Here is a 23,786-nt window from a genome sequence, read left to right as displayed (position 1 = left end):
AGAGCTGGCCGCTTTCTGGCGGTCGCAAACGGCCGGTATGGGTTGAGCTGCCCATTGTTTGGGCAGCTATCTGCGAATAGCTGCCAATCGGTTCCGTTTCAGACAATTGCGCATGCCAGCCTCCAGAATAGGCCGCGGAAGTAATATGTAACGTTCCCAAATCCGGAGTAATGCCTTCAGCGATCTACCCGGCAAGAGAACTGCGGCAATCGTATTGCCGTCCCTCAGTCTCAGCTAAGTTTCGCTAAGTATCTTCCCCCCTGCGCAAGTTCAGCGCCGCTCAGGAGAGGCTACCCGCACATGAATCCCGAAAAATCCGGATGGCTCAACAAAGTACCCGAGGTGACGCTGTCATTCTGGGTGATCAAGATTCTGTCCACGACGGTGGGTGAAACCGGAGCGGACTTTCTGGCCGTGGATGCCGGTTTGGGCGCTGGTTGGACGAGCATCGGTATGGCCGTCTTGCTAGCGCTCGCGTTGTGTTTCCAACTGCGTACCAAGGCCTATTCACCCCGGATCTACTGGTTAACCGTGGTGCTGGTAAGCATCGTCGGGACACAGATCACGGACATCATGACCGACATGCTCGACATCAGCCTGTACACCAGCACGGCGGTCTTTGCCGTTCTGCTGACGATCAATTTCCTGGTCTGGTACCGGGTGGAGCACAACCTGTCGATCCGCGAAATCGTAACCCCGCGACGGGAGCTTTTCTACTGGACGACAGTGCTTTGCACCTTTGCTCTCGGCACAGCAGCGGGCGACCTAGCTACTGAAGCGCTGGGCCTGGGCTTCACCCTCGGCGCCGTGATTTTCGGTGGGCTGATCGCCACCACCCTGGTGGCCTGGCGCTTGGGCGGCAATGTCGTGCTTACCTTCTGGATCGCCTACATCCTTACCCGTCCGTTTGGCGCCTCCCTCGGCGACTTGCTGACCCAGGCCAAAACCTACGGCGGCCTCGGCATGGGCGCCGCCTGGACCAGCGCTATCTTCCTGTGCGTCATTGTTCTTCTGGTTGCGGTCGCGCAAATCAGCATTGGCAACCGCAAAAACGTCACTCAGTAACCCTTCAAAAGCCAATCAAGGATTTGTCATGCGTCCACTTCAAAATGTCATTCGCCACGTTGCCATCGTCTCGTCGATCTTTTTACTCAGCGTCGCCGCCGGCTGCTCGAAACCTGCGGACAAACCCGGTGCCGGCACGCCGAACACATCGGTGAGCGCATCCGCCCAGTCCGGTTCAAAACTGGGCGATCTGTCCGAGTTCCGCACCATCGCCACCGATGTCGCCGCGCTCGTCGATAAAAATGACCTGCCGGGGGCGAAAACCCGCATCAAGGATCTGGAAACGTCCTGGGACTCCGCCGAAGCTGGCATCAAACCCCGGGCTGCAAGTGACTGGCATGTGCTGGACAAAGCCATTGATCGGGCACTCGACGCCCTGCGCGCCAGCACACCGAAGCAGGGCTATTGCAAGGCTTCGATGGATGATCTGTTGAAAGCCTTCGACTCCATGAAGGGCAAGCAGTGACCGACAGCCGCACATTGCGTTGATCCGGCGACGGACAAACGCCGGCCCAGATGCTTCAATACAGGCGCGACGGTCATGATCGGCGCGCCTTTTTCTGGAGTGATAAATGCGGATATTGCTGGTCGAAGATGACCCTATGATTGGGGATGCCATTCAAGGCGCGCTGAACGATGCTAGCTACGCCGCAGACTGGGTAAAAAACGGACTCACCGCCCTTGCAGCACTGGAAACACAAGCTTATGACATGGTGCTGCTGGATCTCGGCTTGCCCGGCAAAGACGGGCTCGATGTCCTCGATGGCATTCGTGGACGCAACAACCCGGTACCGTTGCTGATCATCACCGCAAGGGATGGACTCGATGATCGCCTGCGCGGCCTCGACGGCGGCGCGGACGACTTCCTGCTCAAACCCTTCGCCATGGCGGAGTTACTGGCACGCATGCGAGCTGTTTTACGCCGCAAAGGCGGCAGTGCCCAGTCAGTGCTGGACAACGGTGTAGTGTCGCTGGATCTGCTATCCAAACAAGCGGCTACTGCCGAAACCCCCGATATTCAACTCTCCAGCCGCGAGTTCGCCCTGCTACAGGCCCTATTAATAAGACCTGGTGCCATTCTCTCGCGCAGTGAGCTGGAAGACCGTATTTACGGCTGGGGTAATGAAGTGGAAAGCAATGCGGTGGAGTTTCTGATTCATGCACTGCGGCGAAAACTGGGGAACCATGTCATCAAGAATGTCAGGGGAATGGGATGGATGGTTTCAAAAAGCGCTTGAATGACTCGGTACAGGTGCGTTTGTCTGTAACGCTGTCGCTGGCCATCCTGATCGTGGCGGTACTGGCAGGTTTTTTCGCTTTTGTCTCTGCGATTAACGAGGCGCACGAAATGCAGGACGAGACCTTGCGTCAAGTGGCCATCCTTTTTGATCGGCAAAAGATGACCTTTCACTATCCTGTGGTTGAACAGGTAGTTGGCGACGACGAAGAGTCCAGGGTTATCGTCCAATACCTGACCGACAGCAGTAAAGCGACCGGCAGTGATGACGCAACAACACCGTTGCCCTTCCCGGCAAGACTAGCCGATGGCTTGTCGACCTTGAGCGTGGCAGGCGAAAATTTTCGCGTGCTGGTTAGAACAATGGTCGGTGGCGAACGCATCGTTGTCGCCCAAGAAGCTGACGTGCGTGAAAAAGAGGCGCGAAAAAGCGCTTGGCGTAGTCTGTTGCCGTTTCTCATTCTGTTTCCGGTGCTGTTGCTGGTGGTGAGCGATCTGGTACGCAAACTATTCCGTCCCATAGCAACCCTCTCGGACGAAATCGATCAGCGCGACGAACAGGCGTTGCATCCTATTGACGATAACCACCTGCCAACCGAGATCCGACCTTTCGTCGTGGCCATCAATCGATTGTTGATGCGCGTTGCGCAGTCCATGGAAGCCCAGCGTCGCTTCATCGCCGACGCAGCCCACGAACTACGTTCCCCGATGACGGCCCTCTCACTACAAGCCGAGCGACTGTCGGCCATAGAAATGTCGGCGGCGGCCTATGAACGTTTGTTGCCATTGTCTCGGGGAATTGAACGCAGCAGAAAATTGATCGATCAACTGCTGGCCCTGGCGGCAGCACAATCAAGCTCGGATCGATCACAGACATCAGTTTCAGTCCATGAAGTCTATCGACGGGTACTAGAGGACTTACTGCCGCTAGCAGAGCGCAAGCGCATCGATATCGGTGTTGAAAGCATCGAAGACGTACAGGTCAATATCAACGCAATGGATCTGTTAATCCTGGTCAAGAATCTGGTGGATAATGCTATCCGTTATACCCCCGTTGGCGGACGAGTCGACCTGACGGTCGAGTTGGCGCAGGAAACAGTGATCCTTCAAGTCAAGGACTCAGGCCCAGGCATCAGCGCAGAAGAAAAAATGCTGGTGTTCGATCCGTTCTACCGCAGTTTGGGAACCGATGAGGCAGGCTCCGGGCTGGGTTTATCGATTGTAAAGGCGATAGCCGATCGTGCGGGGGCGCACATCCGATTGAGTTTTTCGGATGAGATGAACAAGAGCGGGTTATGTGTTTCGGTCTGGTTTAAAAGAGGTAAAACGTGAAGCTTTTGTGCTGGATTGTGAAGCGCCTCCAATGTCCTGGAAACCATAACGGGCAGCTATGGGCCGACTTCTGCCGGGGGCATCAGACAACAGTCGACCCAAAACAGCCGGGCGCGAGGTCTAGCAAACGAGTGGCGATTCATTATTTACAAGGCACATGCGCATGCATCGTGTTCCGCTGGCGGATCAAAAGCAATCCTGGCCTTGTGGAGACGCTCGTATATACAGTCAACACCTATGCGCCAACCCTCTGGCATCAGCTCTTTGAGCCCCAAGCCGCCGTTTATCCTGCTGGCATCCAGAAATCTACTTTCATCCAATGTGATATGTACGATAGCCAGGCTGTACCTCAGTACGCGTGCTACGCCGTCAATCGGCCAACCTGCTTTGAACAGCCCAACACCCGCGTGCAATAAAAACTTTCGTGGCACTACATGCTCCCCCCTACCCGGGCCGTTCTTTCCGTGCCCTTTAGGAACGAAGCCATCCCAAATGAAATATATAAATATATTTGTGTTCGGCGGAGCCTCTTCAGTTAATACCCGTCGAATGTATCTAGCGAGGCGAAGATAAGACCGTTCCATTTTTTCTTCGGTATCCGTGACCTTTTGGTATCTCCATTCTTGCGCAGCACACAACGTCGCAAGCTCAGACTTGATATCCCCGTACTCCACAGCAGGGAGAAAGTTTTCTAGCAGCCACCCAGCCAGCGCGCCAGCGGCACTAAACAGCGACGCATTGGGTGCGCCATCAAGCACCTTAAATACAACGTTGCGCTGTTTTACTGCCTCTCTTCCGATGGGCGAGAGAAAATTAATGGCTCGTGTATCGCCATATCCGCCTTCCTCGTGAGTCTCCCAGAGAAAAAGTGCCGTCTCAAAAACCTTGCGAGTATATTTCTCACGCCCTGACATCGGCCGCGCAGACTCTATTTTCCTCATATACGTCGGGGTAAGGGTGAGAAAACCATGGATATGCAGGTTACTGACCACTCCGTTTCTCTCGAGTGCGTCCATCAATGAGCGGGCAGCACTGTAGCCTAGCTTGAGTCTGCGCTGTAACAACGAGATGGAAGCCCATTGCTCGGCGACGAGGACGTCCTCGGCCGCAGCCATGAGGTCAGGCGAGTGATCAGTTGGGGATGCATTCATGTGTGACGCTCCTTGCGTACAATTTCATTTTGGAGACAAACCTACCGTTTCTGCATGAGCAGCAGTAACAGCCTCCACGGCCTCCTAACATTTCGATTTTTGAAAATAAATTTGTTCGGTCGCTTGCATTGATTTGAGCGAATGGCTTCTGGCCCAAAACAAAGAAATTGCCTGGCATGCCTCGATAGGCGAGGTAACGGTCAGTCGAATTGACCCGCTGTTCAGGGCTCAGATTTGACGTGGCAGCGTATAAAAAAGCGCTTTCACCGCTCAATGTATGGCTAGTCAGGCCGAGTCGACTTTTTCAACACAATCGGTCGTTTTCTGCCTGCCATTACTGGCCGCCTCGGGATGCTTTTTCCTTTGGATTGGTGAGCTGGCTGACGTCTGTAATACATCGTGGCTGGAGGTTGGACTTTTGGGCGCGAACAGAACTTCTTACGATTGAAACCACGGTTTTCCAAGGCGTAGGGCAATCAACTGTATGGTTAGGCGGTAGTAATAGCGCGTCGCTTCTGCTAGATCACCCATCCTGTGATCCAGAAACCATAGGAGATGCTTCCGTTGCCAAGTCCATGGATTGTTCCGTTGCCAGCGCTCGGCAACTGCCGTTTGGATGATCTTCGCCTGACGAATATGGCGTTGGCGCGTGGTGTGCGATCCGGTCAGGACGCCCGCTAGGAACAGCTCCATATCGAATGGCTTGCTCATGCTCGACCGCCAATGTAAGCCGATACCACGTCGATACGGCCGTGCCCGAGTTCATAGCTGATTCGTACGCGAGCCTCTTGATCGAGGTGTTGGTCGATCTGGTAGCAACGGCCTCTGTTGATAGGCGCAGGATGCTTGGTGATTTGCTTGTAGCGTTCGCACGCATAGGCCGCCCGGAGCTCATGGAAGCCTTTGAGGTTGTGCGTATGGAGGATGTCCCGTGCAGGACGGACGATTTCGTGTTGGAAGTCGAGGTAGCTCTCGTTCGGTGCCAGCAGGTTGCGGCTACCCTCGGGAGATACCTGTTCGGCAAACCTCAGCGCGTCACGAATGTGATCATCCACCATGATCCAGCGAGGTGCTGTTGCACCGCCGCGGCCACCTTTGGTGCCGTCCTGGATGTTGATCTTGTCGTAGTGTTCGGCTTCACGCTTGAGTCGTGGTAGGTCGGCCAGAATGGCTTCGCGCAGACGCATGCCAGTGGCACGTGCCAATTGTGCGATGGCGGCGGCACGCGGATGCTGTTCGCAAAGCGCTTCGAAGATGCGCATCACTTGCTCACGGTCTTGCCCTTGGGGAACTGCCGTGCGAACCGTGGTCCGCTGCATGCCTAACGTCTGGCTCGGACTTGGCACTTTCACATATTGATCACCGCGAAGCGCAGCCATGGTTCGGTTGACGCTGGACAGTCGATTTTGTGCGGTGGCGATGGCGATATCGCCGCGCTCAACCAGGTGACGCAGATGCTCCGCGTAATCCATCAAGGTCTGCCGATCAATCTGCCGCGCATCGTTAAACCCCGGGCCATCCTCCGACCGACACCACCGCACAAAGGCCTGCCAACGATCACTGTGCGCTTTGACGGTCCCGTAATGCCCGCCGTCAAACAGATCTTTGAGAGCCTGCGGCCCGGCATAGCTCAGCTGCCGACCATAGCCAAAATTACGTCCATCCCGTCTACCGACCAACGCCATGACCAAACCCCTCTTGAAACCAAACCCTTGAAGCCTTCCCCCACGTCATCCCGCCAAGAATGCTGAGTGTTATCAGGGATCAAGGCCCCTGCGACCTGTGAGGGTTGTCCACTAACGCGGGACTGGCGGCTCTTTACGACCGGGAGCTTGGGCATCTCATGATCTGGCCTCCTGAGCACTTCCAAAGAAGTGGGCGGGTGGAGGCTGCACTGGCTGACGAGACCGGCGCCGCGAGATCTTGAGTTGGGTGAAGGCAGTGATGCGATGACCGGTGCATGCCTGACTGTCAGTCAGGTGCAGTCCATTCCCTGGGCTGCGGCACCATCATCTGCATTGCTGTTGCTGGTGACTTCGGTGTTTGTCACGCCAATTGTCACGAGGGGGAATGCCGCAAAGCCTTGTCCGAGGTGGGCTGCAGCAGCGGTAGGCGCGCCCGTCTCTTTCCGGGGGAAAGAGACGGGCGCAAGTTGGCGCAATGAAATGGCCAAGCGGATAAGTTGCTGCAGGGCAGGAATGTAGATGTATGAATTGCCGCAGTGGGCACGCTGGTAGAAGTAGGCATCCTTCACATCGCTGTGACCGTGCGAGCCGCCGGACGCTAATCGCACTTCGGGGGAGAACCACCACGGTGTGGCGTAGCCTTAAAGGTTCTGGCTACCTGGGTTGCTGTCAACGACAGCGCTTGCACGATCTTTTCTACGCTCGCCGATAGACAGGGTCAAGGCTCGATTTTTCGAGAACCCTGCAGCTGCAAATGACATCAGCCGTCTATGGAAATCCGTGGTTTCCAGAAGACGATTGCGGTGGCTTTTGAATTTTTAAGTGAGGTCCATCCAAACAGGGCGGCTTTGCAGCCCTGTTTGGATGGACCCGCGTGGAAGGCGAAACTGCGTGACCTGTTATCGCTGAAATGCGCCACGCTCATCTTCCAGGGCGCTGATGTCGCGGCCAACCGCGTTGACCCCGAGAAGCACCGAGGCCTTGTGCGACAGGAACTGATTAACCCTCGTATCAAACTGATCCCGCAGGCTCGCCGTAATCCCGTCCCTGAGCGCATCGAGATAGTCGGCATACCACTGCATCATGATCCGCCGTTGCGTCAGGTACAGCGCTTGGTTGTACTCCCCAGCAATGCCGCCCTCGACATGCGCCAGCTGACTTTCGACATGGTCTTTCAACCACCCATGTTCCCGCAGCAACGTACTTGCGGTGTGACGAACGCCATGGCTGACCATTCGCCCTTTATAGCCAATCTTGGCAAACACCAGATTGATCGTGTTCTCGCTGATGACGGGCCGCTTCTCTCCACTCCCCGGAAAAAGATAGCGACTGCGTCCCGTGCATTGGTGCAGCTTGATCAACATGGCGACCAGTTGATGGGGCAGAGGACTAACGTAGTCTCTGCGCATCTTCATGCGCGCCGCAGGAATGGTCCACGTACCTTCTTCAAAATCGATTTCATCCCACGTCGCATAGCGAACCATACCGGGTCGACTCGCCGTCAGTATCGCCATCCAAGAAGCGATCCTCGACGGCAGCCGGCTGGTGGTCTTGCTCAGCGCTTGGAGAAATTCCGGCAATTCGCTTTCACGTAAATGCGGATAGTGCTCAGGGGGAGGAGGGGCCAACGCAATGGCGTGAAGTTCTGAAGCTGGATTGTGTTCGCACAACCCCCGCGCAATCGCCTGACTGAAAATCTGCTTGAGCCAAGTCCGAGCCTTGTCCGCCACATTGAACGCCCCGCGCTTTTCGATGCTGGCCTGCAACTTCGCGCAGTCGGCGCGAGTGATGTGCTCCAGCTGAATCTCGCCGAGTGCCGGCAGCAGATCCTTGTCGAGGTAGTCGCGAATCTTCTTTAGCGTCGCACGGCTGCGACCAGAGTCGGCCTTGAACTGGTACCAGTACTCCGTAGCCCGCCGGAAGGTGTTAAGCCCAGCCTCCCGTTGCTGCTGCTTGTCATCCCGTCGCTTGGCTCCAGGATTGATATCGTCCTTGAGCAGCTTGCGGCATTCAGCAGCCCGTTCTCGAGCTTCCTGCAAGGAGATGGTCGGATAGACGCCGAGCGACATCCGCGCCGGTCGACCACGGTACGTATACCGGAAATGCCAGTACTTGCGCCCGTTCGGCTGAACCAGAAGGGCAAGACCCGAACTATCACCCAACGTATATTGCTTGTCGGTCGGCTTGGACGCTTTGATCTGCAAGGCGGTGAGGGGCATGGCTGTACACCTCCGGTTCTCGAACTGGAATCTGTACAGGAAATGTACCAAAAGGAGGCTGGCTTGCAAGAGATGGGGATGGAACCCCTGAGACCAAAAAGCCCGCAGTTAGCGGGCTCTAGGGGTGTTCCGTAGACGCTGGTAGTCGTCTATGTACTGCAAATGGTGCCCCGAGGGAGACTCGAACTCCCACTCCTTTCGAAAACGGATTTTGAATCCGCCGCGTCTACCAATTCCGCCATCAGGGCTCAATGGCGGCGAAGTATAGAGATGAGATTACCGTTGGTCAATCACGTTTCATGGTCAATTTTGACTATTTCCGCTAGACTTCCCGGCCCTGCTAGACGAACCCCATCATGCGCGTTGCTGACTTTACTTTTGAGCTCCCTGATTCGCTGATCGCCCGCCACCCTTTGGCCGAGCGTCGCGCCAGTCGACTGCTGACCCTGGACGGGCTCAGCGGTGCCCTCGCACACCGTCAATTCACTGATTTGCTTGAGCATTTGCGCCCGGGCGATTTGATGGTGTTCAACAATACCCGGGTGATTCCGGCGCGGCTGTTTGGCCAGAAAGCTTCCGGCGGCAAGCTGGAAATTCTGGTGGAGCGGGTGCTGGACAGCCATCGCGTGCTGGCCCACGTGCGCTCCAGCAAGTCGCCGAAACCGGGTTCGACTCTGCTGATCGATGGCGGTGGCGAGGCCGAGATGGTGGCGCGTCATGATGCGTTGTTCGAGCTCAAGTTTGCCGAGGAAGTGTTGCCGCTGCTGGAGCGCGTCGGCCATATGCCGTTGCCTCCTTATATAGACCGCCCCGACGAAGATGCGGACCGCGAGCGCTATCAGACGGTGTATTCCCAGCGCCTCGGTGCCGTCGCGGCGCCGACGGCCGGGCTGCATTTCGACCAGCCACTGCTGGATGCGATCGCCGCCAAGGGCGTCGAGAGCGCGTATGTGACCCTGCACGTGGGGGCCGGCACGTTTCAGCCGGTGCGTGTGGATAACATCGAAGACCACCATATGCACAGCGAATGGCTGGAAGTCAGCCAGGACGTCGTGGACGCGGTCAACGCGTGCAAGGCGCGCGGCGGGCGGGTGATTGCCGTGGGCACCACCAGCGTGCGTTCCCTGGAAAGCGCGGCGCGTGATGGCGTGCTCAAGCCGTTCAGCGGCGACACCGATATCTTTATTTACCCAGGCCGGCCGTTTCATGTGGTCGATGCGCTGGTGACCAACTTCCATTTGCCGGAATCCACGCTGTTGATGCTGGTGTCGGCATTTGCCGGTTATCCGGAAACCATGGCTGCTTATCAGGCTGCCATCGACAATGGATACCGTTTTTTCAGCTACGGTGATGCGATGTTTATCACCCGTAATCCGGCGCCACGCGGCCCAGAGGAACAACTATGAGTCGTATGTCGTTTGAATTGCTGGCCACTGACGGCAAAGCCCGTCGCGGTCGTCTGACCTTTCCGCGCGGTACGGTAGAGACCCCGGCGTTCATGCCGGTCGGCACCTACGGCACCGTCAAAGGCATGCTGCCGCGCGATATCGTCGCCACCGGCGCCGAAATCATCCTCGGCAACACCTTCCACCTGTGGCTGCGCCCGGGCACGGAAGTGATCAAGAAGCACGGCGACCTGCATGACTTCATGAAGTGGCAAGGCCCGATCCTCACTGACTCGGGTGGTTTCCAGGTGTTCAGCCTGGGCGCCATGCGCAAGATCAAGGAGGAGGGCGTGACCTTCGCCTCGCCGGTCGACGGTTCCAAAGTGTTCATGGGCCCGGAAGAGTCGATGCAGGTCCAGCGCGACCTGGGCTCCGACATCGTGATGATTTTCGACGAATGCACGCCGTACCCGGCCGATGAAGACGTCGCGCGGGTTTCCATGGAGTTGTCGCTGCGTTGGGCCCAGCGCTCGAAGAACGCCCACGGCGACAACACTGCGGCGCTGTTCGGTATCGTCCAGGGCGGCATGCATGAAAGCCTGCGCAAGCGCTCGCTGGAAGGCCTGGATAAGATCGGCTTCGACGGCCTGGCCATCGGCGGTCTGTCGGTGGGTGAGCCCAAGCACGAGATGATCAAGGTGCTGGATTACCTGCCGGGCCTGATGCCCGCTGACAAACCTCGTTACCTTATGGGCGTTGGCAAACCGGAGGATCTCGTAGAGGGTGTGCGCCGCGGTGTGGACATGTTCGATTGCGTGATGCCAACCCGTAATGCCCGCAATGGGCATCTGTTCATCGATACAGGCGTGCTGAAGATCCGTAACGCGTTCCATCGCCATGATGATTCGCCGCTGGATCCCACCTGTGACTGCTATACCTGCCAGAACTTCTCCCGTGCTTATCTGCACCATCTGGACAAGTGTGGGGAAATGCTGGGTAGCATGTTGAATACCATCCACAATTTGCGTCATTACCAAGTCCTGATGGCTGGTTTGCGCGAGGCTATTCAACAGGGTACATTGGCCGCCTTCGTCGATGCCTTCTATGCCAAGCGCGGGCTCCCTGTGCCGCCCTTGGACTGAGTTTTCCGACCCTAAGATTCACTATTTGCAACTGGAGTGCTAAATGAGCTTTTTTATCTCTAACGCCATGGCTGATGCCGCTGCGCCTGCTGCTGCCGGCCCTATGGGCGGTGGTTTCGAGTGGATTTTCCTGGTCGGCTTCCTGGTCATCTTCTACCTGATGATCTGGCGTCCACAGGCCAAGCGCGCCAAAGAGCAGAAAAACCTGCTCGGCAGCCTGCAGAAAGGTGACGAAGTCGTGACCACCGGCGGTATCGCGGGCAAGATCACCAAGGTTTCCGATGCTTTCGTGGTTCTGGAAGTCTCCGACACCGTCGAAATGAAGTTCCAGAAGGGCGCCATCGCCGCCACGCTGCCTAAAGGCACGCTCAAAGCGATCTGAGTAACAACTTTTACCAATCGACGGGGCGCGCAAGGCGCCCCGCGTTATAAGCGGGCGGCGTGATGCTGAACAAATACCCTCTGTGGAAATACCTACTGATCCTGGCGGTGCTGGCGATCGGTTTTATTTATTCCGCTCCCAATCTCTATCCTGATGACCCTGCGATCCAGATCTCTGGCGCCAGCACTTCGCTGAAGGTCAATCAGGCTGACCTGGAACGCGCGAGCAAAGCGCTCACCGATGCGGGCATCCAGGTCAAAGCGGCAACGTTGGCAGCTGATGCGAAGGGCGGCTTGTTGCGCCTGACCAAGCAAGAAGACCAATTGCCGGCCAAAGACGTCGTGCGCAAGGCCATGGGTGACGACTACGTTGTCGCGCTCAACCTGGCACAGACCACGCCAAAATGGCTGCGCAGCATTGGCGCGCACCCGATGAAGCTGGGTCTGGACTTGTCCGGTGGTGTGCACTTCCTGCTGGAAGTCGACATGGACAAAGCCCTCGACGCGCGCCTGAAAGTCTACGAAGGCGACGTGAAGAGCCTGCTGCGTAAAGAGAAGTTGCGTTATCGCAGCCTGCCGCAGCTCAACGGTGCCATCCAGCTGGGCTTCTCTGACGAAGCTTCCCGCGAGCAGGCCCGTGCGCTGATCCGCAAGAACTTCAACGATTTCGACATCGTACCGGCCGACCTCAACGGTCAACCTGTACTGCGTCTGGCGATGACCCCGGCCAAGCTGGCGGAAATCCGCGAATACTCCATCAAGCAGAACTTGACCACGGTGCGTAACCGCGTCAACGAGCTGGGTGTGGCCGAGCCGATCGTTCAGCGCCAGGGCGCCAACCGCATCGTGGTTGAGCTGCCGGGCGTGCAGGATACCGCTGAAGCCAAGCGTATCCTCGGCAAGACCGCCAACCTGGAATTCCGTCTGGCCGCCGAGCCGGGTGCTTCCAAAGCCACTTCCGAGACGTTCGAGTTCCGTGAAGGCAACCGCCCTGCGGCGCAGATCGAGCGTGGCTTGATCATCACCGGCGACCAGGTGACTGACGCCAAGGCCGGTTTCGGCGAGCACGGTACGCCTGAAGTGAACATCCGCCTGGATGGCCATGGTGGCGAACTGATGAGCCGCGCCACGCGCAGCAACGTCGGGCGCAGCATGGCGGTGATCTTCATCGAGCAACGCCCGATCACCACCTACACCAAGCAAATGGTCAACGGCGTCGAGAAAGACGTGCCGGTGCAGACCTTCAAGGAAGAGAAGAAGATCATCAGCCTGGCGACCATCCAGTCGCCGCTGGGTGCTCAGTTCCGCATCACCGGCCTGAACGGTCAGGGCGAATCGTCCGAGCTGGCCCTGCTGCTGCGTGCCGGTGGCCTGGCAGCGCCGATGTACTTCGCTGAAGAACGCACCATCGGCCCGAGCCTGGGTGCCGACAACATCACCAAGGGTATCGATGCGGCCTTGTGGGGCATGCTGTTCGTGTCGCTGTTCATCATCGCCATCTACCGCTTCTTCGGCATCATCGCCACCGTGGCCCTGGCGGGCAACATGGTAATGCTGCTGGCCTTGATGTCGTTGCTGGGCGCTACGCTGACCCTGCCAGGCATCGCCGGTATCGTCCTCACCATGGGGATGGCGGTGGACGCCAACGTGCTGATCTTCTCGCGGATTCGTGAAGAGATCGCCGCCGGCATGACCGTGCAGCGCGCAATCAACGAAGGCTTCGGCCGGGCATTTACCGCGATTCTCGACTCCAACCTGACCACATTGCTGGTCGGCGGGATTCTCTTTGCCATGGGCACCGGCCCGGTCAAAGGTTTTGCGGTGACCATGTCCCTCGGTATCTTTACCTCGATGTTCACGGCCATCATGGTGACCCGCGCAATGGTCAACCTGATCTTTGGCGGGCGTGACTTCAAGAAGTTGTGGATTTAAGGGGCTGCCATGTTACGTACAATCAACTTCATGGGCGTTCGCAATATTGCGTTCGGCGTCACCGTGCTCCTTACCGTTCTGGCGTTGTTCAGCTGGTTCCATAAGGGCCTGAACTACGGTCTGGACTTCACCGGCGGTACGCTCATCGAGCTGACCTACGAGAAGCCGGCCGACGTGACTCAGGTGCGCGAAGAGCTGGTCAAGGCCGGCTATCACGAAGCTATCGTGCAGAGCTTCGGTGCGACCACCGATCTGCTGGTGCGGATGCCGGGCGAAGACCCGCAACTGGGTCACCAGGTTGCCGAGGCCTTGCAGAAGGTCGGCGGTGATAACCCGGCGGCGGTCAAGCGCGTCGAGTTCGTCGGCCCGCAAGTGGGTGAAGAGCTGCGCGACCAGGGCGGCCTCGGCATGCTGATGGCGCTGGTCGGCATCATGATCTACCTGGCGTTCCGCTTTCAGTGGAAGTTCGGTGTCGGCGCCATTGTCTCGCTGATCCACGACGTGGTCGTGACCGTGGGTATCCTGGCGTACTTCCAGATCACCTTCGACCTGACCGTGCTGGCCGCGGTGCTGGCGATCATTGGTTACTCGCTCAACGACACCATCGTGGTATTCGACCGGGTTCGCGAGAACTTCCGCGTACTGCGCAAGGCGACGTTGATCGAGAACATCAACATCTCCACTACCCAGACCCTGTTGCGCACCATGGCGACGTCGATCTCCACCTTGCTGGCGATCGCAGCGTTGATGATCTTCGGTGGCGACAACCTGTGGGGCTTCTCCCTGGCGCTGTTTATCGGCGTTCTGGCGGGCACCTACTCGTCGATCTACATCGCCAACGTGGTGCTGATCTGGCTGAACCTCAACAGCGAAGACCTGATCCCTCCGGCCGCGACTGGCAAGGAGGTCGACGACCGCCCTTGATGGGTGGTTGTTGATCTGCTGTTACAAAGAAGGCGCGAGTATTGAACTCGCGCCTTTTTTTTTGCTCCAAGGCTGGGTATAGCGCGGATCTTTCGGTCCGTTTGTGATGGTCAGGAGGTTCAACGTGAACAAGTCGTTACTGGTTGGTGCGGTATTGGGTGCTGTCGGTGTGACTGCCGGGGGTGCTGTTGCCACCTACAGCCTGGTAAAAAGCGGCCCTGAGTATGCGCAAGTGCTGGCGGTGCAGCCGGTGAAAACCCAGATTAAAACCCCGCGCGAGGTCTGCAAGGACGTCGCCGTGACCCGGCAGAAGCCGGTGCAGGATCAACACCAGATCGTCGGTACGGTGGTCGGTGCGCTGGCCGGTGGCCTGTTGGGCAACCAGATCGGTGGCGGTAACGGTAAGAAGCTGGCCACCGTGGCCGGTGCGGTCGGTGGCGGTTATGCCGGTAACAAGGTGCAGGAAGGCATGCAGAACCGCGATACCTACACCACCACGCAAACCCGTTGTAACACCGTCAACGACATCAGCGACAAGGTCGTCGGTTATGACGTGCGTTACACCTTGGATGGCAAGGAAGGTTCGGTGCGTATGGATCGTGACCCTGGTGGCCAGATCCCGGTCGATAAAGAGGGGCGTCTGATCCTGGGCCAGAACCAGCAATAACCCCGGGCCTGGCACAGTTCACAATGTGGGAGGGGGCTTGCCCCCGATGGCGGTGTGTCAGTCAGCCTATCTGTAGCTGAAACTCCGCTATCGGGGGCAAGCCCCCCTCCCACAGTTGGCTTGTGGTGTTGCTGGTATTTAAGCTCACACCAAATTCCAGGCATAAAAAAGCACCCCGAAGGGTGCTTTTTTGTGCTCGCTCGCTTAGCGCTTCAGCGAAGCCGGCAGGTGCGGCTGGATCGCCGTCAGCACTGCCTTGAAGCATTTGGTGTTGCCGGCTACCACGTGGCCTTTCTCCAGGAAGTCATGACCGCCGGTGAAGTCGCTCACCAGGCCGCCGGCCTCTTGGATCAGCAGGGCGCCCGCTGCCATGTCCCACTCGGACAGGCCCGATTCCCAGAAGGCATCGAAACGACCAGCGGCGACGTAGGCCAGGTCCAGGCTGGCTGCACCGGCGCGGCGGATGCCGGCGGTCTGGCCAACCAGGGCGCGGAACATACCCAGGTAGTTGTCCAGGTTGTCCATCTGGTCGTCACGGAATGGGAAGCCGGTGCCCAGCAGGGCGCCGTCCAGGCTGGTGCGGCCGCTGACGCGCAGGCGACGACCGTTCAGTTGGGCGCCACGGCCACGGCTGGCGGTGAATTCTTCCTGGCGAACCGGGTCCAGCACAACGGCGTGTTCCAGGCGGCCACGGTATTTGCAGGCAATGCTCACGGCAAAGTGCGGGATACCGCGCAGGAAGTTGGTGGTGCCATCCAGTGGGTCGATGATCCACAGGTAGTCTTCGCCTTCGCCGCTGCCTTTGTGCAGGCCGGTTTCTTCGCCGAGAATGCCGTGGGTCGGGTAGGCCTTGCGCAGGGCGTCGATGATTTTCTGTTCGGCGGCGCGATCCACCTCGGATACATAATCCTTGGCGTCTTTTTCGTCGACCTTGATGGTATCCAGGCGCTCGATGGAGCGGAAGATCAATTCACTGGCGCTGCGGGCGGCGCGCAGCGCGATATTCAGCATGGGCTGCATGGATGTGTCACCTAAGGTTGTTAAAGAAAGCCGAGCATTCTAGCAGAAACTTTCTTCAGGTGAAGGACGGCGTGAGCTTTCGTGGCATAACCTTAGGCTGTTCTGTAAGATTTGCTCCCCTTTCCCGTGTCCGAGAGCGCCTCCCTTGCTGCAAAACATTCGTGTCGTCTTGGTCAATACCAGTCATCCCGGCAATATCGGCGGGGTGGCGCGAGCCATGAAAAACATGGGGCTGACGCGCCTGGTGCTGGTCGAGCCGCGCGTGTTCCCGCACCACGAGGCCGATGCCCGCGCATCCGGCGCCAATGACATCCTTGAAAAAGCCCAGGTCGTCGCCACTTTGGAAGACGCATTGGTCGGCTGCAACCTGGTGCTCGGCACCAGCGCCCGCGACCGGCGCATCCCCTGGCCATTGCTCGATCCGCGTGAATGCGGGACCAAAGTGGTGGAAGAGGCCGCCGGCGGCGCTGAAATCGCCCTGGTGTTCGGCCGTGAAGACTCCGGCCTGACCAACGAAGAGCTGCAGCGATGTCATTATCACGTGCATATTCCATCAGACCCGGAGTTCAGCTCGCTGAACCTCGGGGCGGCGGTGCAGGTGTTGAGTTACGAAGTACGCATGGCCTGGCTGGCCGCTGAAGGGCAGCCGAGCAAGGTTGAGAAGGATGAAGTGGCGTCGACCAAGAGTGGCGAGTTGGCCACCATGGACGAGCTGGAGCGGTTCTATGAACACCTGGAGCAAACTCTGGTGGCCATCGAATTCCTCGATCCGGAAAAACCGCGGCACTTGATGGCGCGCCTGCGTCGTCTGTACGGACGCAGCTCGGTCAGCCGGGCGGAAATGAATATATTGCGTGGCATCCTCACGGAAACCCAGAAAGCGGCCCGTGGCGAGCTTCTTAAGCGGAAGGATTAAAAATGTTCGAGCGTTTGCGAGAAGATATCCAGAGTGTTTTCCACCGTGACCCGGCGGCGCGCAACGCCTTTGAAGTACTGACCTGCTACCCGGGCATGCATGCGATCTGGATTCATCGCCTGTCCGGTGCCTTGTGGGGCATGGGCTGGAAATGGCTGGCGCGGGTGGTGTCCAACTTTGGGCGCTGGTTGACCGGCATCGAGATTCACCCGGGCGCCAAGGTCGGCCGCCGCTTCTTTATCGACCATGGCATGGGCATCGTGATTGGCGAGACCGCCGAAATCGGTAACGACGTGACCCTGTACCAGGGCGTAACCCTGGGCGGCACCAGCTGGAACAAGGGCAAGCGTCACCCGACCCTGGAAAACGGTGTAGTGGTCGGGGCGGGCGCCAAGGTGCTGGGTCCGTTCACCGTGGGGGCAGGGGCCAAGGTCGGCTCCAATGCGGTGGTGACCAAGGCGGTGCCGCCGGGCGCAACCGTGGTCGGCATTCCGGGGCGCATCATCGTCAAGCCGGAAGTCGGCGATGAGCAGGAAGCCAAGCGCAAGGCCATGGCTGAGAAGATCGGCTTCGATGCCTACGGCGTCAGCGAAGACATGCCCGACCCGGTGGCCCGTGCCATCGGCCAGTTGCTCGACCACCTGCAGGCGGTAGATGGCAAGCTGGACGGCATGTGCGGCGCGCTGAAGGAGTTGGGCAGTAACTATTGTGCGAAAGACCTGCCTGAGCTGCGCGAAGAGGACTTCGCCGAGATCAAAGACGAAGCCGCCACCAAGGCTGGCTGAAGCCTCACGATCACCAAAAGTCCCCTGTGGGAAGGGGCTTGCTCCCGATAGCGGTGGGTCAGTCACCCATACATTGACTGGTCCTTCGCCATCGGGAGCAAGCCCCCTCCCACAGGTTGTTCTCCATTGGTCTTGGAATTCCTGCTTGACCGCTGTTCCTTCTGTTCGTCCCCACCCCATCCTGCTATTATTTGCGCGCCCTTTTTACGGGTAATCCTGACTAAAGTACTAGGTCTTATAGTTGACTTAAATACTCGGGAATAGCATACTTGCTCCCATTCTGAAACACCTTGGTACTTGTCCATGAGACTGACTACAAAAGGCCGATACGCGGTGACCGCCATGCTTGACTTGGCTTTGCACGCGCAAACTGGGCCGGTGTCCCTGGCCGATATCTCCGAGCGCCAAGGCATTTCCCTGTCCTACCTCGAGCAACTGTTCGCCAAATTGCGCCGCAGCAATCTGGTCTCCAGTGTGCGTGGGCCGGGTGGCGGCTATCAACTGTCCCGCGACATGCAGGGCATCCAGGTGGCCCAGGTGATCGACGCGGTCAACGAATCCGTCGATGCCACCAAATGCCAGGGTTTGGGTGATTGCCATGCCGGCGACACCTGCCTGACCCACCACTTGTGGTGTGACTTGAGCCTGCAGATCCATGAGTTTTTGAGTGGTATCAGCTTGGCTGATCTTGTGACTCGCCGTGAGGTGCAAGAAGTAGCCCAGCGTCAGGACCAGCGCCGTTGCAACACCAAGGCGCCGCGTCTGGACAAGATTGAAGCGTCCGCCGTCGAGTGACAGCCGAAGAGCTAACGGCACGCCAGCCAGCCTGATTTAGGAGAAAGTCCATGAAATTGCCGATTTACCTTGATTACTCAGCGACCACCCCGGTTGATCCGCGTGTCGCGCAAAAGATGAGCGAATGCCTGCTGGTTGACGGAAACTTCGGCAACCCGGCGTCGCGTTCCCACGTATTCGGCTGGAAAGCCGAAGAAGCGGTTGAAAACGCTCGTCGCCAAGTCGCCGACCTGGTGGGTGCAGATCCACGCGAAATCGTCTGGACCTCCGGTGCCACCGAATCCGACAACCTGGCAATCAAGGGCGCCGCGCATTTCTACGCGACCAAAGGCAAGCACCTGATCACCACCAAGATCGAGCACAAGGCGGTCCTCGACACCATGCGCCAACTGGAGCGTGAAGGGTTCGAAGTCACCTACATCGAGCCGACCACCGACGGTATCGTGACGCCGGCGATGATCGAAGCGGCCATGCGTGAAGACACCATCCTGGTTTCCGTGATCCACGTGAACAACGAAATCGGCACCATCAACGACATCGCGGCCATCGGCGAGCTGACCCGCTCCAAAGGTGTGTTGCTGCACGTCGACGCGGCTCAGTCCACCGGCAAGGTCGACATCGACCTGTCGAAGCTGAAAGTCGACCTGATGTCGTTCTCGGCGCACAAAACCTACGGCCCCAAAGGCATCGGCGCCCTGTACGTGAGCCGCAAGCCTCGCGTTCGCATCGAAGCCACCATGCACGGCGGCGGTCACGAGCGCGGCATGCGTTCGGGCACCCTGGCGACTCACCAGATCGTCGGCATGGGCGAAGCGTTCCGTATCGCCAAGGAAGAAATGGCTGCCGAAAACGTGCGTATCAAGGGCCTGAGCGATCGCTTCTACAAGCAGGTCGAAAACCTTGAAGAGCTGTACATCAACGGCAGCATGACTGCCCGTGTACCGCACAACCTGAATTTGAGCTTCAACTACGTCGAAGGCGAGTCGCTGATCATGGCGCTCAAGGACCTGGCGGTTTCGTCCGGTTCGGCCTGCACCTCGGCCTCCCTTGAGCCGTCCTACGTGCTGCGCGCCCTGGGCCGCAACGACGAACTGGCGCACAGCTCGATCCGCTTTACGTTTGGCCGTTTCACCACCGAAGAAGAAGTCGACTACGCCGCGCAGAAAGTCTGCGAGGCCGTCACCAAGCTGCGCACCTTGTCGCCGCTGTGGGACATGTACAAAGACGGCATCGACATTTCCAAGATCGAGTGGGCGGCACACTAACTATAGAAGCCGCCACCCCAGCTCTGTAGGAACGTGGCGGAAAACGCAGACGTTTTTACAGGGTTCCAGAGCGGCCCTGATGAGTGAGGATTCAGTACCATGGCTTACAGCGAAAAGGTCATCGACCACTACGAAAACCCGCGCAACGTCGGCAAGATGGACGCGGAAGACCCTGATGTCGGCACCGGCATGGTCGGCGCTCCGGCGTGCGGCGATGTGATGCGCCTGCAGATCAAGGTCAACGAACAAGGCATCATCGAAGACGCCAAGTTCAAGACTTACGGCTGCGGTTCGGCCATTGCCTCCAGCTCCCTGGCGACCGAGTGGATGAAAGGCAAGACTCTGGATGAAGCAGAGACCATCAAGAACACTCAGCTGGCCGAAGAACTGGCCTTGCCGCCAGTGAAGATTCACTGCTCCGTGCTCGCAGAAGACGCCATCAAGGCGGCCGTTCGCGACTACAAGCAGAAGAAAGGCTTGATCTAAAGCATTTGGCGACGAGTAAGGAGTCAACGATGGCTATCAGCATGACAGAAGCGGCTGCGCGGCACGTGCGACGCTCCCTGGATGGGCGCGGTAAAGGTGAGGGGATTCGTCTGGGTGTTCGCACCACGGGCTGTTCCGGCCTTGCCTATGTGCTGGAGTTCGTCGACGAGGTAGTGGCGGAAGATCAGGTGTTCGAAAGTCACGGCGAGAAAGTGATCATCGACCCGAAAAGCCTGACCTACCTGGACGGCACCGAACTCGATTTCGTCAAGGAAGGGTTGAACGAAGGCTTCAAGTTCAACAACCCCAACGTGCGCGGTGAATGTGGCTGCGGCGAAAGCTTCAACATCTGAGGCTACTTGTGGGCACTCCTTGTCATTTCGCTTTATTCGAGTTGCAGCCGAGCTTTCGGCTGGACCTCGAGCAGCTTGCCACGCGCTACCGTGAATTGGCGCGTGGCGTGCATCCGGACCGCTTTGCCGACGCTTCCGAGCGTGAACAGCGCCTGGCGCTGGAGCAGTCGGCCAGCCTCAACGAAGCCTATCAGACCCTCAAAAGCCCCCCCAAGCGCGCGCGTTACCTGCTCGCGATGAACGGTGGTGAGTTGCCGCTGGAAGTCACGGTGCATGATCCGGACTTTCTGATGCAGCAGATGCAGTGGCGCGAGGAACTCGAAGACTTGCAGGACGAAGCCGATCTGGCGGGTGTCGCAGTCTTCAAGCGGCGTCTGAAAGTGGCCCAGGATGAGCTCAACGAAAGCTTCGCAGCCTGTTGGGACGATGCAGCGCAACGTGAGCAGGCCGAACGCCTGATGCGGCGCATGCAGTTCCTCGACAAGCTCTCCTACGAAGTGCGCCAGTTAGAAGAGCGCCTCGACGATTAACCCAGCGCTGCCCCTGTTGCACGCCTGAAAGACAGATAAGACCTGATTACCATGGCCCTACTGCAGATCGCCGAACCCGGCCAAAGTCCTCAACCGCACCAGCGTCGCCTGGCGGTCGGGATTGACTTGGGCACCACCAATTCCCTGGTCGCCGCCTTGCGCAGCGGCCTGTCCGAGCCGTTGCCCGATGCTGATGGCCAGGTGATCCTGCCGTCGGCGGTGCGCTATCACGCCGATCGCACCGAAGTCGGTGAGTCGGCCAAGCTGGCGGCGTCCACCGACCCGTTGAACACCGTGCTGTCGGTCAAGCGCTTGATGGGTCGTGGGTTGTCCGACGTCAAGCAATTGGGCGATCAACTGCCGTACCGCTTTGTCGGCGGCGAGTCGCACATGCCGTTCATCGACACCGTCCAGGGCCCGAAAAGCCCGGTGGAAGTGTCGGCCGATATCCTCAAGGTGCTGCGCCAGCGCGCAGAGACCACCCTGGGCGGCGAACTGGTGGGGGCGGTGATCACCGTGCCAGCGTATTTCGACGACGCCCAGCGCCAGGCGACCAAGGACGCGGCGAAACTCGCAGGCCTGAACGTACTGCGCCTGCTCAATGAGCCGACCGCGGCCGCCGTGGCCTATGGCCTCGACCAGCAGGCCGAAGGCCTGGTCGCCATTTACGACCTGGGCGGCGGTACCTTTGATATTTCGATCCTGCGCCTGACCGGCGGGGTCTTCGAAGTGTTGGCCACCGGCGGCGATACCGCCCTGGGCGGCGATGACTTCGACCATGCGATCGCGCGCTGGATCATCAGCAGTGCCGGTTTGTCCGATGACCTGGACCCGGGCGAGCAGCGCCATCTGCTGCAAACCGCCTGCGCCGCCAAAGAAGCCCTGACTGACGCGGCCTCTGTTGACGTTTCCTACGGCAATTGGTCGGCCAAACTGACCCGCGAAGCCTTCGATGCGCTGATCGAGCCGATGGTTGCCCGCAGCCTCAAAGCCTGTCGCCGCGCTGTGCGTGACTCCGGCGTAGAACTCGAAGACGTGGCTGCCGTGGTCATGGTCGGTGGTTCGACCCGCGTGCCGCGCGTGCGCGAAGCCGTTGCCGAAGCGTTCGGTCGTCAGCCGCTGACAGAAATCGACCCGGATCAAGTGGTGGCCATCGGAGCCGCGATCCAGGCCGATACCCTGGCGGGCAACAAGCGCGACGGTGGCGAACTGTTGCTGCTCGACGTGATTCCGCTGTCCCTGGGCCTGGAAACCATGGGCGGCCTGATGGAGAAGGTGATTCCGCGCAACACCACCATCCCCGTCGCCCGCGCCCAGGACTTCACCACCTACAAAGACGGCCAGACGGCCATGATGATTCATGTGCTGCAGGGCGAGCGCGAGCTGATCAGCGACTGCCGCTCCCTGGCGCGCTTTGAATTGCGCGGTATCCCGGCGATGGTCGCGGGCGCGGCGAAGATTCGCGTGACCTTCCAGGTCGACGCCGATGGCCTGCTCAGTGTGGCTGCGCGTGAATTGGGCTCGGGCGTTGAGGCCAGCATCCAAGTCAAGCCGTCCTACGGCCTGACCGACGGCGAAATCGCCAAGATGCTCAAGGATTCGTTCCAGTATGCCAGTGACGACAAGGTCGCCCGCGTGCTGCGCGAGCAGCAAGTCGATGCCCAGCGCCTGCTCGAAGCGGTGCAGGGCGCTCTGGATGTCGACGGTGAACGCCTGTTGGATGCCGAAGAGCGCATGGTTATCGACCTGCAGATGCAGGAGCTCGCCGAATTGATGAAAGGCTCCGATGGCTATGCCATCGAGCAGCAGACCAAGCGCCTGTCGCAAGTGACCGATGCCTTCGCTGCCCGCCGCATGAACCAGACGGTAAAAGCCGCCCTGGCGGGCCGCAACCTGAATGAAATTGAGGAATAATTGATGCCGCAGGTCATTTTTCTGCCACACGCCGAGCATTGCCCGGACGGTATGGTCGTGGAGGCTGAGACCGGCAAGTCCATCCTCGAAGTTGCCCATGACAACCACATCGAGATCGAAAGTGCCTGCGGCGGTGTCTGCGCTTGCACCACTTGTCACTGCATCATTCGCGAGGGTTTCGACTCTCTGGAAGAAGCTGACGAGTTGGAAGAAGACTTTCTTGACCGTGCCTGGGGCCTGGAGCCGACTTCTCGCCTAAGCTGTCAGGCCAAGGTCGGGACCGAAGACATCACCGTCGAAATTCCGAAATATTCGCTCAACCATGCGGCCGAAGCGCCGCATTGATTCAAGGAAGTGTCATGAGTCTTAAATGGGTTGATGTGCAAGAGATCGCTATCCTGTTGGCCGATGGCAATCCGGATATGGATCCCTACTCGCTGAACTTTGTCGCTTTGCGTGACATGGTCATGGCTTTGCCTGGGTTTGACGATGAGCGCGACCGCGGCGGTGAAAAGGTCCTGGAAGCGATCCAGACTGCCTGGAACGAAGAACAGGACTGACGCCTCCTTTACGCAGTTAGGCAATACCCAAGAACCCGCGTA

The 23,786-nt window shown here is 58.7% G+C and carries 26 protein-coding genes and 1 tRNA gene; 20 read left to right on the top strand and 7 right to left on the bottom strand.

Annotation, left to right across the window (positions count from 1 at the left end; all coding sequences use genetic code 11):
* The first annotated feature begins 300 nt into the window (after window positions 1-300).
* The 4 genes from JN756_RS26645 to JN756_RS26630 all read left to right on the top strand — a co-directional run bounded on the left by JN756_RS26645 (window position 301) and on the right by JN756_RS26630 (window position 3,634).
* A complete protein-coding gene (locus tag JN756_RS26645; RefSeq protein ID WP_201021516.1) occupies window positions 301-1,065 on the top strand; it encodes a COG4705 family protein in 765 nt (254 codons plus the stop codon).
* Between the two features lie 28 nt (window positions 1,066-1,093).
* Window positions 1,094-1,531: a hypothetical protein gene (locus tag JN756_RS26640; protein WP_201021515.1), complete on the top strand. Its 438-nt coding sequence runs from the start codon at window positions 1,094-1,096 to the stop codon at window positions 1,529-1,531.
* Between the two features lie 106 nt (window positions 1,532-1,637).
* Complete coding sequence (locus tag JN756_RS26635) at window positions 1,638-2,303, top strand: response regulator (protein WP_201021514.1); 666 nt, start codon at window positions 1,638-1,640, stop codon at window positions 2,301-2,303.
* Window positions 2,279-3,634 (top strand): ATP-binding protein, encoded by a 1,356-nt coding sequence (locus tag JN756_RS26630; RefSeq protein WP_201021513.1) that lies wholly within the window; start codon window positions 2,279-2,281, stop codon window positions 3,632-3,634. Before JN756_RS26635 ends, JN756_RS26630 begins: the two co-directional genes overlap by 25 nt.
* Before the next feature lie 146 nt (window positions 3,635-3,780).
* Here JN756_RS26630 and JN756_RS26625 read toward each other — a convergent pair whose 3' ends face one another.
* The 6 genes from JN756_RS26625 to JN756_RS26600 form a co-directional block, all read right to left on the bottom strand.
* On the bottom strand, window positions 3,781-4,785 hold the full coding sequence (locus JN756_RS26625) for a DNA translocase FtsK (protein WP_201021512.1): 1,005 nt from the start codon (window positions 4,783-4,785) through the stop codon (window positions 3,781-3,783).
* A 438-nt stretch (window positions 4,786-5,223) separates the two neighbouring features.
* On the bottom strand, window positions 5,224-5,496 hold the full coding sequence (locus tag JN756_RS26620) for a hypothetical protein (RefSeq protein ID WP_201021511.1): 273 nt from the start codon (window positions 5,494-5,496) through the stop codon (window positions 5,224-5,226).
* Window positions 5,493-6,470 carry an integrase domain-containing protein gene (locus JN756_RS26615; RefSeq protein WP_201021510.1) on the bottom strand — a complete coding sequence of 326 codons (978 nt, stop codon included), beginning with the start codon at window positions 6,468-6,470 and terminating at the stop codon, window positions 5,493-5,495. Before JN756_RS26615 ends, JN756_RS26620 begins: the two co-directional genes overlap by 4 nt.
* A gap of 290 nt (window positions 6,471-6,760) precedes the next feature.
* Window positions 6,761-7,039 carry a hypothetical protein gene (locus JN756_RS26610; protein WP_201021509.1) on the bottom strand — a complete coding sequence of 93 codons (279 nt, stop codon included), beginning with the start codon at window positions 7,037-7,039 and terminating at the stop codon, window positions 6,761-6,763.
* 330 nt (window positions 7,040-7,369) lie between these two features.
* The gene (locus JN756_RS26605; protein ID WP_201021508.1) at window positions 7,370-8,689 is read right to left on the bottom strand and encodes a tyrosine-type recombinase/integrase; all 1,320 of its coding nucleotides are present in this window, start codon (window positions 8,687-8,689) and stop codon (window positions 7,370-7,372) included.
* A gap of 163 nt (window positions 8,690-8,852) precedes the next feature.
* Window positions 8,853-8,937: transfer RNA gene (locus JN756_RS26600), tRNA-Leu, on the bottom strand.
* Between the two features lie 108 nt (window positions 8,938-9,045).
* On the opposite strand from JN756_RS26600, the gene queA reads away from it, so the two are divergent.
* From queA to JN756_RS26570, 6 genes are all read left to right on the top strand, one after another.
* A complete protein-coding gene (gene queA, locus JN756_RS26595) occupies window positions 9,046-10,095 on the top strand; it encodes a tRNA preQ1(34) S-adenosylmethionine ribosyltransferase-isomerase QueA (RefSeq protein WP_017846191.1) in 1,050 nt (349 codons plus the stop codon).
* A 5-nt stretch (window positions 10,096-10,100) separates the two neighbouring features.
* A complete protein-coding gene (gene tgt, locus JN756_RS26590) occupies window positions 10,101-11,216 on the top strand; it encodes a tRNA guanosine(34) transglycosylase Tgt (protein ID WP_010565220.1) in 1,116 nt (371 codons plus the stop codon).
* Window positions 11,217-11,259: 43 nt separating this feature from the next.
* Complete coding sequence (yajC, locus tag JN756_RS26585) at window positions 11,260-11,598, top strand: preprotein translocase subunit YajC (RefSeq protein ID WP_003175975.1); 339 nt, start codon at window positions 11,260-11,262, stop codon at window positions 11,596-11,598.
* Window positions 11,599-11,660: 62 nt separating this feature from the next.
* A complete protein-coding gene (gene secD, locus JN756_RS26580) occupies window positions 11,661-13,529 on the top strand; it encodes a protein translocase subunit SecD (protein WP_057004584.1) in 1,869 nt (622 codons plus the stop codon).
* A 9-nt stretch (window positions 13,530-13,538) separates the two neighbouring features.
* Window positions 13,539-14,453, top strand: a complete 915-nt coding sequence (gene secF / locus JN756_RS26575; RefSeq protein WP_017846188.1) for a protein translocase subunit SecF — start codon at window positions 13,539-13,541, stop codon at window positions 14,451-14,453.
* Between the two features lie 124 nt (window positions 14,454-14,577).
* Entirely contained in the window at window positions 14,578-15,120 is a 543-nt protein-coding gene (locus JN756_RS26570; protein WP_017846187.1) for a glycine zipper 2TM domain-containing protein, read from the top strand.
* A 204-nt stretch (window positions 15,121-15,324) separates the two neighbouring features.
* Here JN756_RS26570 and suhB read toward each other — a convergent pair whose 3' ends face one another.
* Entirely contained in the window at window positions 15,325-16,140 is an 816-nt protein-coding gene (gene suhB, locus JN756_RS26565) for a type III secretion system regulator SuhB (RefSeq protein ID WP_017846186.1), read from the bottom strand.
* Between the two features lie 145 nt (window positions 16,141-16,285).
* Between suhB and trmJ the strand changes: the two genes are divergently transcribed.
* The 10 genes from trmJ (at window position 16,286) to iscX (ending at window position 23,744) form a co-directional block, all read left to right on the top strand.
* Window positions 16,286-17,056, top strand: coding sequence for a tRNA (cytosine(32)/uridine(32)-2'-O)-methyltransferase TrmJ (gene trmJ, locus JN756_RS26560; protein WP_003210307.1), 771 nt, complete (start codon window positions 16,286-16,288; stop codon window positions 17,054-17,056).
* A 2-nt stretch (window positions 17,057-17,058) separates the two neighbouring features.
* Window positions 17,059-17,841: a serine O-acetyltransferase gene (gene cysE, locus JN756_RS26555; RefSeq protein WP_201021507.1), complete on the top strand. Its 783-nt coding sequence runs from the start codon at window positions 17,059-17,061 to the stop codon at window positions 17,839-17,841.
* A gap of 303 nt (window positions 17,842-18,144) precedes the next feature.
* Window positions 18,145-18,636 (top strand): Fe-S cluster assembly transcriptional regulator IscR, encoded by a 492-nt coding sequence (gene iscR / locus JN756_RS26550; RefSeq protein ID WP_003194020.1) that lies wholly within the window; start codon window positions 18,145-18,147, stop codon window positions 18,634-18,636.
* 50 nt (window positions 18,637-18,686) lie between these two features.
* On the top strand, window positions 18,687-19,901 hold the full coding sequence (locus tag JN756_RS26545) for an IscS subfamily cysteine desulfurase (protein ID WP_046382173.1): 1,215 nt from the start codon (window positions 18,687-18,689) through the stop codon (window positions 19,899-19,901).
* A 99-nt stretch (window positions 19,902-20,000) separates the two neighbouring features.
* Entirely contained in the window at window positions 20,001-20,387 is a 387-nt protein-coding gene (iscU, locus tag JN756_RS26540) for a Fe-S cluster assembly scaffold IscU (protein ID WP_003443374.1), read from the top strand.
* Between the two features lie 29 nt (window positions 20,388-20,416).
* Complete coding sequence (gene iscA / locus JN756_RS26535; RefSeq protein ID WP_010565230.1) at window positions 20,417-20,740, top strand: iron-sulfur cluster assembly protein IscA; 324 nt, start codon at window positions 20,417-20,419, stop codon at window positions 20,738-20,740.
* Window positions 20,741-20,748: 8 nt separating this feature from the next.
* Window positions 20,749-21,270: a co-chaperone HscB gene (gene hscB, locus JN756_RS26530; protein WP_046382174.1), complete on the top strand. Its 522-nt coding sequence runs from the start codon at window positions 20,749-20,751 to the stop codon at window positions 21,268-21,270.
* A gap of 51 nt (window positions 21,271-21,321) precedes the next feature.
* Window positions 21,322-23,184 (top strand): Fe-S protein assembly chaperone HscA, encoded by a 1,863-nt coding sequence (gene hscA, locus JN756_RS26525; protein ID WP_046382175.1) that lies wholly within the window; start codon window positions 21,322-21,324, stop codon window positions 23,182-23,184.
* A 3-nt stretch (window positions 23,185-23,187) separates the two neighbouring features.
* The gene (gene fdx, locus JN756_RS26520) at window positions 23,188-23,529 is read left to right on the top strand and encodes an ISC system 2Fe-2S type ferredoxin (protein WP_104904502.1); all 342 of its coding nucleotides are present in this window, start codon (window positions 23,188-23,190) and stop codon (window positions 23,527-23,529) included.
* A gap of 14 nt (window positions 23,530-23,543) precedes the next feature.
* The gene (gene iscX / locus JN756_RS26515) at window positions 23,544-23,744 is read left to right on the top strand and encodes a Fe-S cluster assembly protein IscX (RefSeq protein ID WP_057004581.1); all 201 of its coding nucleotides are present in this window, start codon (window positions 23,544-23,546) and stop codon (window positions 23,742-23,744) included.
* The last annotated feature ends 42 nt before the right edge of the window (window positions 23,745-23,786 follow it).

It is taken from the genome of Pseudomonas sp. Y39-6 (assembly GCF_023651955.1).
Classification (GTDB): Bacteria; Pseudomonadota; Gammaproteobacteria; order Pseudomonadales; family Pseudomonadaceae; genus Aquipseudomonas; species Aquipseudomonas veronii.
This window is presented reverse-complemented; position numbering and strand designations above follow the sequence as displayed.